Origin of the sequence: Suttonella indologenes, assembly GCF_900460215.1 — a bacterium.
Taxonomy (GTDB): Bacteria; Pseudomonadota; Gammaproteobacteria; order Cardiobacteriales; family Cardiobacteriaceae; genus Suttonella; species Suttonella indologenes.
On sequence record NZ_UHIA01000004.1, the window covers coordinates 846,264 to 858,947 of the forward strand.

The following is a 12,684-nucleotide window of genomic DNA, read 5'->3' on the forward strand; positions in this document are numbered from 1 at the left end:
GTGTTATCTTGCGCAAGGTTTCTTATGTATTTTAACCGATGGAGCGAATGATGAATATCAATAATATTTTAAATCAAGTTTTAGGTGCCGGTCAGCAGTATAGCCGCAATGGCAGCGTCAGCGGCAAAGGATTGGGCGGTTTGCTGCAAAGCGCTTTGGGCGGTTCAAATAATGCCCGCGGCGCCGGCGGTTTAGGCGGCTTGCTGCAAAATAGCGATCAATTGAAAAAATTGGGCGGTGGCGCGGCTGCTGCCGGTATTTTGTCGATGATTTTAGGCGGCAGCAATGGTTCGCGCGGTATGGCGGGTTCTTTAGCCAAAATGGGTTCTTTAGCGGCGGTAGGTTCTCTGGCTTATAAGGCCTATCAGGATTGGCAGCGCAATAATGAAGGCTCTGTGCAGCAAGGAGCGGCGGCTCAGACCGGCGCTGCCAACCGTGGCGAGGTGATGGTGCCGACCGCGGAACGCGGCAGTGTCGAAGTGGAAAATAACAGCCGCCTGATTTTAAAAGCGATGGTTTCTGCGGCTAAGACGGACGGCGAGATTAGTGCGGATGAGGAACGTGCGATTGTTGAGCAGATCGGTGCTGAAGATCGCGAGGTGCAGCAATGGCTGCAAAGTATTATTGCCAATCCGCCTTCTGTGCAGCAGATTGCCGCAGAGGTGGGCAGTGATCAAGGATTGGCGGCCGAGGTGTATTTAGCGGCGCGTATTGTCTGCGGTGATTTGGATCGCAAGGAAATTATTTATTTGGCGAATTTGCAGCAAGCGCTTGGTTTGCGTGATTCTTTTGTGGAGTTATTGGAAAAGCAGGCGGGTTTTTAAACAATACCGCTTAAAAAAGCACCTTCGAGGTGCTTTTTTATTGGCGCCTGTTTGATACTAGTGCTAGAATGCGCGCTGTCCGCCCGTAGCTCAGCTGGATAGAGCGTTGCCCTCCGGAGGCAAAGGCCAGGGGTTCGAATCCCTTCGGGCGGGCCATTTTTAGGTTTCCTTTTGTGTGTTTGCCCGCTTCTGCGGGCTTTTTTACGGACAAATGTATAGTTAATTCATGATAAAGAAGAACGCTTAACGCCTTATATTCCTTATTGTTTACGCCGATATGTAAAAGTTATATTTTGTGTTGTTTTGAGATGAATTGACTGGGCAGATCCAAAGATTAAACTGCGTGGGTAACAAGTTATCCACCTTGCCTTGCTGTGTCTTTATTTGAGCCGAATTGATTATAAAATACGCCTATTCTCTATTAGGGCATTTTTTCGCTATAGTCGGAGAAGTCAAAACACAGTACAAGGCGGCGAGCCGCAGACAGTACAAGAACGTACGGCAAGGCGAGTCAAGTCCGTAATACTTTTTCAATTCTTTGACTATATAGTCCTGAGGGGTTAAATGCTGCTACAACCCTGTCTTGCTTTATTCTTTGCGGCTTATTGCCTTATTGTATTTTTCTTGTCATCGATGATAAGTATTTGCATGATATGGTGATATTTTCCTAGTGGTATTTAAAAGGGCTGCGCTATATAATCCGCCTTTTTGCGGAATATAAGGTTATGGCTAATCAAGAATCGCGTGTCTTATTATTAGAGGGGGTTCACCAAAATGCGGTGGATAGTTTGCAGCGTGAGGGCTTTACGCAAATTACCGCTTTGCCTGAGGCTTTGGAAGGCGAGGAGTTGCAGGAGGCTTTGGCGCAGACGGATGTGGTCGGTATTCGTTCGCGTACGCAGCTTAGTCGCGAAGTCTTGCAGGCGGCGCCGCATTTACGCGCCATCGGCTGTTTTTGCATCGGCACGAATCAGGTGGATGTGCAGACGGCGCAGCAGTTAGGCATTCCCGTTTTCAATGCGCCGTATTCCAATACGCGCTCGGTGGCGGAGTTGGTCTTGGCGGAAATCATTTCTCTTTTGCGCGGCATGACAGATAAAAGCCATATGGTGCATATCGGCAAATGGCCTAAGAATGCAAAGGGATCTTATGAGGCGCGCGGAAAAACTTTAGGTATTGTCGGTTACGGCAATATCGGCGCGCAATTATCCGTCTTAGCCGAAGCTTTGGGTATGCGCGTGATTTATTTTGATGTGGAAACCAAGCTGCCGCTTGGTAATGCCGAACCGGCGATGTCGCTGGATAGTTTGTTAAAAGAGTCGGATGTGGTGAGTTTGCATGTGCCTGAATTGCCTTCGACAAAGAATATGATGACGCATCGAGAGTTTGCCTTGATGAAGAAGGGGGCGATGTTTATTAATGCGGCACGCGGGCATTGTGTGTCGATAGAAGATTTGCATACCGCTTTATTATCTAAGCATTTGGGCGGCGCCGCCTTGGATGTGTTCCCGATTGAGCCCAAAGGCAATGATGAGTCTTTGGATTGCCCTTTGCGCGGTTTGCCAAATGTCATTTTAACGCCTCATATCGGTGGTTCTACGCAGGAAGCGCAAGCCAATATCGGCTTGGAAGTGGCGGAAAAATTGGCGAAATTCATTATTACGGGCTCTACGGTGTCTGCGGTGAATTTTCCTGAGATTTCATTGCCAAAGCAGGAGGGAGCGCACCGTATTTTGCATATTCATCACAATCAGCCGGGCGTGTTGGCGGATGTGATTCATTTATTTGCAGAAAATGGCATCAATATTAGTGCGCAGGCATTGATGACGCGTAATGATATCGGAATGTTGCTGATGGATATTGACGATAGCAGTTCGACGGTTGCTTTGGAAAAAATTCGCGGTGTGGTGGGTACAATTCGCGCGAGATTATTAAGCTGATTGTCTGTAGAAATTCTTTTCGCAAAAATATAAGAAAGCCGCTGTGAGGAGCGGCTTTCTTGTATCGTTTATTCGAATCGGTGCGTGTATTGCAGTCCTATGAAATGCGAATCTGCTTTGAATTTGCTTGAGCCGATCACGCCGGAATCAACGCAAGGGTTAATACTGCATCCGCTAAATTTTGCTTCGGAATCTTTAACGGTTACATAGCTGTAGCCGAGATTGATGCTGCTTTTGTCATTGAGATCGTATTTAGCGCCAAGAGACAGCCAAAAGCGGTCATTATCCGGCATGGTCACGAGGCGGTGTTCGACATCTCTGATGGGCGCTTGGTCCCAAGCAATACCTGCGCGTAATTGCAAAGGTTCGCTAATTTGGTAGCTGCCGCCAAGTCCGATGCGCCATGTGTCTTTCCAGTGCGGAGAAATACGGCTGATTTCCGTCTCTCCGCCCACGACGGCTTTCTTGTTTTCAAAGGTAATATCTAATTCATTAAAACGCGAATGGCGCGTCCAAGTTACATTGGCAAAGAGATCCAATTGCGGATTGGCTTGATACATGCCATGCAAAGATATCGATTCAGGCGTGGCGATTTTACCGCTGACGCCTTCCTCTGCAGCATAGCCCTTAGCGCGTACGCCGGCAACCGCAAGAGGATTAGCGAATGCAGGACCTTCCAACGACCAGTTTGCCTGTCCTTTCAGGGTATGTTTGATAGAGCTGCGATAGCTTAGTCCTAAACGTGTTTGCTCGTTTACATCCCACATCCAGCCTAAATTAAAACCGAAGCCCCAGTCATCCGCATCAATTTCGGCAAAGCCGTCTGCTAGACCATTAGCAATACGGGTGCCGCTTGCTCTTGAGAGTGCGGGGGAAAAGTTGGCATATTTGCGCAATTTGGCATCGGCATGTTGGGCGATAAATCCTATGCCGATGCTGTGTTGCGGATGGATTTTAAAGGCAATCGAAGGATTGATGGCAAGAGTTTGCAATTCCGTGCGATTAATCGCATAACGGTTGACGCTTTGATGATCATATTCTGTTGAAGTACCGAAGGGAACGTAAATACCGAGTCCGGCGGTAATATTCTCATTGATTGGATAGGCAAAATAAGCATGTGGAATCATTTTCCATTGATCGGCGATTTTACCGCTTGAGTTCCCGCCAACCGAGCCGCTGCCTGCATAAGCAGGATAGTTTGCCTGTGCATCATAGTATCTGGCATTCGGGCGTGCTAATAAAACATTTCCGCTGATCTGCATGCTGTTTAAATAACTTAATCCCGCAGGGTTATAAAAAATGGTGCCTGCATCTGCCGCTTCTGCGGCGGAGGCATCGGCGGTGCTCATGACGGAAATGCTTTGTCCGCCGACATTATAGCCGGAGGCAAAGACGGTACTGGCAAAAGCGGCTACTAAGTTGCCGAGTAAGATTTTTTGTAAGCTATACATCATATCTATATCAATTTGTGTTCCTATCTTTACTTTAGCATAAAATTACCTTAATGAAATAGTTAAGATGAAAAACTTTCCATGCTTATCTGATTTTCTTGCTCCTTTTCCGCTAACGGTATTTTTACAAATAAGTTGCGTCTGTTGTCTTGCGATTTTGTGGTAAACTGGGCGAGTTTTGCCGGGCTAGCGCTTCGGCTTTATTCATTCAGCGGAGAAGTAAAATGACTCATCACATTGCAAAAGACATCGATCCACAAGAAACTCGGGAATGGCTTGCTGCCTTAGCAAATGTTCAAGAACGCGACGGCGAGGAACGCATCCAATTCTTATTGGCGGAATTGGCAAAACAAGCCAAAATTGCTGTCAGTACAGGTGTAACCCCTTATATCAACACAATTTCTCACGAAGATCAGCCGACTTATCCGGGCAATATGCTTTTGGAGAGAACGATTCGTAATGCCATTCGTTGGAATGCTATCGCTATGGTTCTGCGTGCCGGTAAAAATACCAACGTCGGCGGCCATATCGCTTCCTTTACTTCAGCGGTGATGCTGTATGAAGTCGGGCAGAATCATTTTTGGCGCGGTCAGGAAGACGATCATTTGGGGGATTTGGTATTTTTCCAAGGCCATTCTTCGCCGGGTATGTATGCCCGCGCCTATTTGGAAGGTCGTTTGAACGAAGAGCAATTAGATCATTATCGTCAAGAAGTGGACGGCAAAGGCATTTCTTCTTATCCGCATCCTTGGTTGATGCCGAATTTCTGGCAATTCCCCACCGTGTCCATGGGCTTAGGTCCAATGATGGCGATTTATCAGGCGCGCTTTATGAAATACATGGAAGATCGCGGCTTCTTGCCTGAGAATGATCGTAAAGTCTGGTGCTTCTGCGGCGATGGCGAGATGGACGAGCCGGAATCGCGCGGTGCTTTAGCAACTGCCGGTCGCGAGCATTTGGATAATTTGATTTTTGTCATTAACTGCAATTTGCAGCGCTTGGACGGTCCGGTACGCGGCAACGGCAAGATTGTGCAGGAACTTGAAGCCGAGTTTCACGGCTGTGGTTGGGAAGTGATTAAAGTGTTGTGGGGCAGCGGTTGGGACAAACTTTTTGCCAAAGACAAAGACGGTCTCTTGCAAAAACGCATGACCGAAGTATTAGACGGCGATTATCAAACTATCCGCGCCAAAGACAGTCAATATTTGCGTGACTTTTTCTTCAATACCCCGGAACTGAAAGAGCTGATCGCCGATTGGACGGATGAAGACTTGTGGGCATTGCGCCGCGGCGGGCATGATGTTGAAAAAGTCTATGCTGCTTATCACAGAGCCGTGCGTAGCGACAAACCTGTCGTGATTCTTGCGCAGACGGTCAAAGGATTCGGTATGGGCGAAGCCGGTGAAGGACAGAATATTGCGCATCAGGCCAAAAAAATGACGCTCGAGCAGCTGCGTCATTACCGTGAGCGTTTCGAAATAGATGTGAGTGATGATATTGTCGAAGAAGTAGGTTTTGTCAAACTTGAAGAAGGCAGTGAGGCATACAACTATCTTCACGAACGTCGCAAGGCGCTTAACGGCTATGTGCCGACGCGGCGCGAAACATCCGAAGCTTTGGAAATTCCTGATTTATCCGCATTTGATGCCGTATTGAAAGGTTCCGGCGAAGGGCGCGAAATTTCAACGACGATGGCTTTTGTGCGCGTGCTGAATACCCTGATGAAAGATAAGAATATCGGCTCGCGTATTGTGCCGATTGTGCCGGACGAATCGCGGACTTTCGGTATGGAAGGAATGTTCCGCCAATACAGTATTTGGAATCAAAAAGGTCAGCAATATGTGCCGCAGGATCAAGGACAACTCATGTATTATCGTGAGGACAAAAAAGGTCAGATTTTGCAAGAAGGCATCAATGAAGCCGGCGGCATTTGTGATTTTATTGCAGCAGGCACGGCGTATTCCGTACATAATCAGCCGATGGTGCCTTTCTATATCTATTACTCCATGTTCGGTTTCCAACGTTTTGGCGATTTTGCTTGGGCTGCGGCGGATCAGCGTTGCCGCGGTTTCTTGGTAGGCGGTACTGCCGGACGCACGACCTTGAACGGCGAAGGCTTGCAGCATGAAGACGGGCACAGTTTGATTCAAGCGGGTTTGATTCCTAACTGTATGCCTTATGATCCTACTTATGGCTACGAATTGGCTGTTGTCGTCCAAGACGGTTTGCGCCGTATGTACACAGAGCAAGAGGATATTTTCTATTATCTGACGGTGATGAACGAAAATTACTATCAGCCGGCGATGCCTGAGCGTGAAGGTATTGAAGAAGAGATTCTTAAAGGATTGTATTCACTAAAAATTTCAGAAAAAAATTCTGAATTGCGTGTACAATTGATGGGCTCAGGCACGATTTTGAACGAAGTCGTTGAAGCGGCGGCTTTATTAGAATCCGATTGGGGGGTGGCGGCAGATGTGTGGAGTGCTACCAGCTTTACCTTATTGGCACGCGACGGCATGGAAGTGGAGCGTTACAACCGCTTAAATCCGATGCAAACTCCGAAAAAATCATTTATTGCCCAGCAATTAGAAGATCACACAGGACCTGTTATTGTCGCGACGGATTATATTCGTGCTTACGGCGAACAAGTGCGCGCTTATTTGCCGGAAGGTTGCCGCATGACGGTATTGGGTACAGATGGTTTCGGCCGTTCCGACACGCGTGCAAAATTGCGTGAATTCTTTGAAGTGAACCGTTATTATATTGTGCTTGCCGCGCTGAAATCATTGGCTGACAGCGGTAAAATTGAAGCGCAAAAAGTAGCGGATGCGATTGCCAAATACGATATTGTTGACAATGGCTTTGCTTTGTACCGTTAATTGCTGATTACAGGAGAAAAAAATGAGTATTGAAATTCGTGTTCCAGATATTGGCGATTTTGATGCAGTGGACGTCATTGAAGTATTGATTAAAGCTGGCGATAACATCGAAGCGGAGCAATCCGTTTTAGTCTTAGAGTCGGATAAAGCCTCAATGGAAGTGCCGGCTAGCAGCGGCGGCGTAGTAGAAAGCGTTAATATCAAAGTCGGCGATAAAGTCAAAGAAGGCGATGTGATTGCTGTTTTAAGCGGCGGCGAGAAAGCAGCTGCTGAAGAAGATAGCCAGCCGAAAAATGAAGCGGCGCAAGAAACTTCATCATCAAACGATAAGGGTAGTGGCGAAACTCAAGAGCTAACCGTGCCGGATATTGGCGACTTTGATAGTGTGAGCGTGATTGAAGTCAATGTGAGCCTAGGTCAGAACATTGCCAAAGATGAGACCTTAATCACGCTTGAATCGGATAAAGCTTCAATGGAAGTGCCTGCGGAATTTGCCGGCGAATTAGTCAGCTTGAATGTGAAAGTCGGCGATAAAGTTTCTAAGGGAACAGTGATCGGTACTGTCAAAGCAGCGGGCGGTAAACCTGCTCAATCTGCACAAGCGGCAGCAGAGAATAAAGCCGCGCCGGCGAAAGAAGAAGCTAAAACTGCTCCAAGCACAGCACAAAAAACCTCTGATGCGCCTGTTAAAGAGCAAGCACCTGCGATTGCTATTGATGAAGACGCTTTTGCCAAAGCCTATGCAAGCCCGGCGGTACGCCGTTTTGCACGCGAACTCGGGGCGGATTTGGGCAAAATTAACGGAACCGGTCGTAATAATCGCATTCTGGAAGAAGATGTTAAATCATGGATTAAGCAAACCTTAGCTTCTGTGGCTTCCGGCAGTGTTTCGGGTACGGCAAGCGGGACGGGTATTCCGCCGATTCCGGCAGTCGATTTCAGCAAATTCGGCGAAATTGAAGAGCAAAAATTATCGCGCATCAACATCTTAACCGGCGAAGCGATGACACGTTGCTGGCTGAATATTCCTCATGTGACCCAACATGATAAATGTGATATCACGGAGCTTGAAGCTTTCCGCCAGTCTTTGAAAGCGGCAGCCGAAAAACGCGGCGTGCGCGTTACTATGTTGGCTTTCTTAATGAAAGCATTGGTAGCGGGATTAAAAGAGTATCCGCGCTTTAATTCTTCTTTATCTCCTGACGGCAAATCGCTGATTTTGAAAAAATACTATAATATCGGTATTGCGGTGGACACGCCTAACGGCTTGGTCGTGCCGGTTATTCGCGATGTGGATAAAAAAGGCATTTACGAATTATCAGCCGATTTGATGGAAGTAAGCAAAAAAGCGCGCGACGGTAAATTAAGCCCGAAAGATATGTCCGGTGCTTCAATGACGATTTCCAGTTTAGGCGGTATCGGCGGAGAATATTTCACACCGATTGTCAATGCGCCGGAAGTGGCCATTTTAGGAGTTTCGCGTTCAACTATGGAGCCCATATGGAACGGCAAAGAATTTGAACCGCGTTTGATGCTGCCGATGTCATTGTCTTTTGATCATCGTGTGATTGACGGTGCTTTGGCTGCGAGATTGACCGTTTTCATCGGTCAAATGCTCACAGATATGAAAAAAACTTTGTTGTAAATTAAAGATAGAAAGGACTTCTATGTACTTTCATTTGCCCCGCAGAGCGCTGTTATCAGCGCTGCTGTTGGTGCCGATTATGATACAGGCGAGGGATTTGCCGCAAATTTTGCGCGACGGCATCGTAAGAAATCCTGAAATAATGGAAGCCTTGGCTAATGAATCGGTCTCGCAAGCGGCATTGGAGCAAAGTCGTGCCGCGCGGTATCCGGTTGTGCAAGCAACAGCCAGTCAGCCGATGTTATCCACAGGAGGCGGTTATTCCTTTTCGCCGGGCATTTCCGCACAGTGGACTTTATACGATTTTGGCAAATTATCCGCACAGATTGCTGCCGATGAAATCGAAACTTTTTATCAAAATTTAAAAGTCAGCGAAACTGCCGAACAATGGGCGTTTAAATTTGCCGGCTATTATCTGGATGCGGTTATGGCGAAATTACAGCTCGAAGCCGCGCAGGACAATTTGGCTTTGCATAATCATATTGTCGATCAAATGCGGATTATCAATCAATACGATCCCGGGCGGCGTTCTGAATTAACGCAAGCCGAATCACGGCAGAAGAACGTGGAAGAATCCATTGTCAGTTACCGCAGAAATTTGGATTTGAATCTCCGCCGCATGGGGCGTTATGTGCAGCCTGCGGTAACGGCTTCGGAATTAAACGATCCTTTTGCACAGTTAAGTCCGCAATATTTAATCGATACTTTCCCGATGACGGAAGAATGGCAGCGTCGCAATTCCAGTTATCTGGCGCAAGAGCAGGAGTTGCTGAAAAACGAAGCCAATTTAAAAGTCGCACAGCGTTCAATTTATCCCAATATCGATATTCGAGCCGATGCAAATAAAGATAATGCGATGGTTTATTTCAACATGTCGGTGGATATTTTTGACCGCAAAAAAGCGCCGGCCATTCGTCAGCAAGAATATTTAATTGAAGCGGCGCGTGCAAAAATCTCGCAAATGGCGGATTCTTTAAGCGAACAGGCGGAATTAGCTTTGATTGAAATGGAGCGGGTGGCAGCGCAAATCAAAGTGATTGACCGTCAAATTATGGCTTTGCAGCAAGTGGTTGTCGATTATGAAGATCAATTTAAAATTGCTACCCGCACATTATTGAATGTGGTCGATGCTTACAGCGAATTGGCGACAGCCAAACAAAGCAAAGTGAGTATGCAATATTCGCTGATGCGCGCCAAATTAGATTATTTGGTGGCGGTGGGCGGATTAACCAAATGGGCGCAAATGACTTTGCACAGAGATGCCTTGCTCGGCCGTACGCCGGCAGATGCCGATATCGAACAAAACACACATGTGGTCATTGATGCGCAGCCGCTCGTGCAAATCAGCCGACAAGAAGCACGGCGAAATGACGATGCTTTGGCGCGTTTACCCGAATCTTCCGGGCAAACAGTATTTATAGAGCAGAGAAATATTGCTCCGGCAACGGAAACAGTGGTTTTGGCGAGTCAAGATATTGAAGTAAATGCGTCAAATATTCAGCACAATGCCGTTTCTATGCAGCAGATCAAGCAGACTCCCCAATTAAAAACCGGCATCGTTGTCGTTGAGCCTTATGTGGCTGAGCAACCTTATTTTTCCTATCCGCGCGGCGATTATTTCCTGCCGCCTCAGGTACAGTCGACGGCAAAGGAATTTATTCAGGTTGATGAAAGCAGCGATGTCGTCATCCATAAGCATTAACGCAATATTTATTATTTTGTCTCAGGAAGTTTTATATGCAAGCATTGCTTGAACATTTAAGCCTACTTACCCGCATACACGGTACACCTGTATCTGCGATTACCTTGGCAAGCCTTACCCCGCGCGATAATGCGGGGGATTATGATTACAAAGTCTTGGCAGAAGAATTAAAACATCAGGGCTTTGATAATTCATTACGCCAAGCGCCTTTGAAAAAAATTCATAATCTGACCTTGCCGGCAGTCATTTTACTGCGCGACGAGCAAGCCGCCGTATTAAAACGCATTGATACGCAGAGCGAAACCGCTGTGATTGAAATGAACGGTTTTGGCGATCAAACGGTAACCTTAAAAGAACTTGACGAGCAATATTTGGGCTATGTCTGGCATTTAAAACCTAAAACAGAAGCCGATACCCGTTCCGAACTGCCGGAATACGATTTGCCTAAAGGTTGGTTTTGGCGGGTGATTTTCCGTTTCCGCAAATATTATTATCAAGTCATTATTGCGACTTTCGTGATTAACTTTTTGGCATTGGTCAGCTCCTTATATGTGATGAATGTCTATAACCGCGTGATTCCGAATAAGACTTATGAAACCTTATGGGCATTGAGCATCGGCGTGGTTCTGGCGATTATTTTTGAGTTTATTGCCAAATTGATACGCGGACATTTAACTGATATTGCGGGAAAAAAAGCGGATTTAATCATTTCCTCGGCCTTATTTCGTCGCGTCTTGCAGCTTAAAATGAAAGATAAGCCTGTTTCTTCAGGCTCTTATGCAAACAATCTGCGCGATTTCGAATCGGTGCGTGATTTTATGACCTCCGCCAGCCTCTTGGCATTTGTCGATTTGCCTTTCTTTTTCCTTTTCATCTTCGTGATGTATATGGTTGCCGGCCCTTTGGCGATTGTGCCGACCTTGGTCATGCCCTTGGTCGTGATTGTAGGTATGTTTGCGCAGATTCCTTTGGCGCGTTCGATTAACGAATCGATGCGTGAATCTTCACAGCGCCAAGGTCTGGCGGTTGAAGCCATTGAAGGAGTGGAAACCTTAAAAGCCAACAATGCTTTCTCTTGGGCGCAGAAACGTTGGGACAATTACACCGCCAAAACGGCAGCATCCAATATTAAAACCAAAGATTACAGCATGATGGTAACGAGTTTCTCTACCGCCATGCAGCAATTGAATACCGTCGGTTTGGTTTTGTGGGGAACCTATTTGATTAATCATCCCGTGCAAGAAAATCGCATTTCGATGGGCGCTTTGATTGCTTGTGTGATTTTATCGGGACGTGCTTTAGCGCCGATCGCGCAAATTGCCGGCTTAGCCGTGCGCTTCCAGCAAGCCAGAATGGCTTTGCGCGGCGTTAACGGCATTGCGGAACGCCCGATTGAGCGCAGTCCGGATCGCCAATACATCACCCTTGATCATGTGCGCGGCGATATTCTCATGGATAAATGCCAATTCGCTTATGCCCAAGATACACGCAAAGCCTTGGCTAATGTGACGGTGCAAATTCGTGCCGGCGAAAAAATAGCGATTTTAGGACGTATCGGCAGCGGCAAATCTACGCTCTTAAAATTATTAACCGGTTTGTATGAGCAGCAAGAAGGCATGATTAGTCTTGACGGCGTGGATATCCGTCAGATTGACCCGTATTTCCTGCGTCATAATGTTGCCTTGCTGGGACAATCGCCGCGCCTATTTTTAGGCAGTTTGCGCGAAAACCTCGATATGGCACGCGCAGACGGATTTTTCTCCGACGAACGCCTGATTCATGCCTTGCAGCGTTTCGGCTTGGCACGCATTATTCAAAATCATCCGATGGGCTTGGATATGCCGATCGGTGAAGACGGCGCCGGTTTGTCGGGCGGTCAAAAACAAATCGTGGCATTGGCACGCCTGACTTTGAAAGACCCTTCGGTAGTGCTCTTAGACGAGCCGACCAGCGGGCTTGATCAAAACACCGAAATGCAGGTGCTTGCGGCTTTGCGCGAATGGATTGGCAATAAAACGATGATAGTAGTCACGCATCGTCCGCAATTATTGGATTTGGTTGACCGCATCATTGTGATGGAGCAGGGGCAGATTGTTATGGACGGTCCGAAAGCAGCCGTCTTGGCGCAATTATCCGGTAAAGCACCGCCGCCTCAGCAGGCCCAACATCCTGCCGCAGCACATAATAATACCGTCAAATTAGCTGACGTACCGGTACAGCGTCGTCCGCAAGAAAATATCTAA

Annotated in this window: 7 protein-coding genes and 1 tRNA gene; 7 read left to right on the forward strand and 1 reads right to left on the reverse strand. The window is 47.2% G+C overall.

The window, feature by feature from the left end; genetic code table 11:
• The first annotated feature begins 50 nt into the window (after positions 1 to 50).
• The 3 genes from DYC63_RS08240 (at position 51) to serA (ending at position 2,764) form a co-directional block, all read left to right on the forward strand.
• Positions 51 to 824 (forward strand): tellurite resistance TerB family protein, encoded by a 774-nt coding sequence (locus DYC63_RS08240; protein ID WP_115218781.1) that lies wholly within the window; start codon positions 51 to 53, stop codon positions 822 to 824.
• Between the two features lie 79 nt (positions 825 to 903).
• Positions 904 to 980: transfer RNA gene (locus tag DYC63_RS08245), tRNA-Arg, on the forward strand.
• Positions 981 to 1,549: 569 nt separating this feature from the next.
• Positions 1,550 to 2,764, forward strand: a complete 1,215-nt coding sequence (gene serA / locus DYC63_RS08250) for a phosphoglycerate dehydrogenase (protein ID WP_115218782.1) — start codon at positions 1,550 to 1,552, stop codon at positions 2,762 to 2,764.
• Between the two features lie 68 nt (positions 2,765 to 2,832).
• On the opposite strand, the gene DYC63_RS08255 is transcribed toward serA, so the two are convergent.
• The gene (locus DYC63_RS08255) at positions 2,833 to 4,218 is read right to left on the reverse strand and encodes an OmpP1/FadL family transporter (RefSeq protein ID WP_218564591.1); all 1,386 of its coding nucleotides are present in this window, start codon (positions 4,216 to 4,218) and stop codon (positions 2,833 to 2,835) included.
• A 221-nt stretch (positions 4,219 to 4,439) separates the two neighbouring features.
• On the opposite strand from DYC63_RS08255, the gene aceE reads away from it, so the two are divergent.
• From aceE to DYC63_RS08275, 4 genes are read left to right on the forward strand one after another with little or no spacing between them, the layout of a single operon-like run.
• On the forward strand, positions 4,440 to 7,094 hold the full coding sequence (gene aceE / locus DYC63_RS08260) for a pyruvate dehydrogenase (acetyl-transferring), homodimeric type (RefSeq protein ID WP_115218784.1): 2,655 nt from the start codon (positions 4,440 to 4,442) through the stop codon (positions 7,092 to 7,094).
• Between the two features lie 22 nt (positions 7,095 to 7,116).
• A complete protein-coding gene (gene aceF, locus DYC63_RS08265) occupies positions 7,117 to 8,739 on the forward strand; it encodes a dihydrolipoyllysine-residue acetyltransferase (RefSeq protein WP_115218785.1) in 1,623 nt (540 codons plus the stop codon).
• 22 nt (positions 8,740 to 8,761) lie between these two features.
• On the forward strand, positions 8,762 to 10,441 hold the full coding sequence (locus tag DYC63_RS08270) for a TolC family protein (RefSeq protein WP_115218786.1): 1,680 nt from the start codon (positions 8,762 to 8,764) through the stop codon (positions 10,439 to 10,441).
• 35 nt (positions 10,442 to 10,476) lie between these two features.
• Positions 10,477 to 12,684 carry a type I secretion system permease/ATPase gene (locus DYC63_RS08275; RefSeq protein WP_115218787.1) on the forward strand — a complete coding sequence of 736 codons (2,208 nt, stop codon included), beginning with the start codon at positions 10,477 to 10,479 and terminating at the stop codon, positions 12,682 to 12,684.

What these genes read in the sequence shown, in the direction of transcription:
- DYC63_RS08240 (WP_115218781.1), top strand. Translation starts at nt 51, where the DNA reads ATGAATATCAATAATATTTTAAATCAAGTTTTAGGTGCCGGTCAGCAG.
- serA (WP_115218782.1), top strand. Translation starts at nt 1,550, where the DNA reads ATGGCTAATCAAGAATCGCGTGTCTTATTATTAGAGGGGGTTCACCAA.
- DYC63_RS08255 (WP_218564591.1), bottom strand. Translation starts at nt 4,218, where the DNA reads ATGATGTATAGCTTACAAAAAATCTTACTCGGCAACTTAGTAGCCGCT.
- aceE (WP_115218784.1), top strand. Translation starts at nt 4,440, where the DNA reads ATGACTCATCACATTGCAAAAGACATCGATCCACAAGAAACTCGGGAA.
- aceF (WP_115218785.1), top strand. Translation starts at nt 7,117, where the DNA reads ATGAGTATTGAAATTCGTGTTCCAGATATTGGCGATTTTGATGCAGTG.
- DYC63_RS08270 (WP_115218786.1), top strand. Translation starts at nt 8,762, where the DNA reads ATGTACTTTCATTTGCCCCGCAGAGCGCTGTTATCAGCGCTGCTGTTG.
- DYC63_RS08275 (WP_115218787.1), top strand. Translation starts at nt 10,477, where the DNA reads ATGCAAGCATTGCTTGAACATTTAAGCCTACTTACCCGCATACACGGT.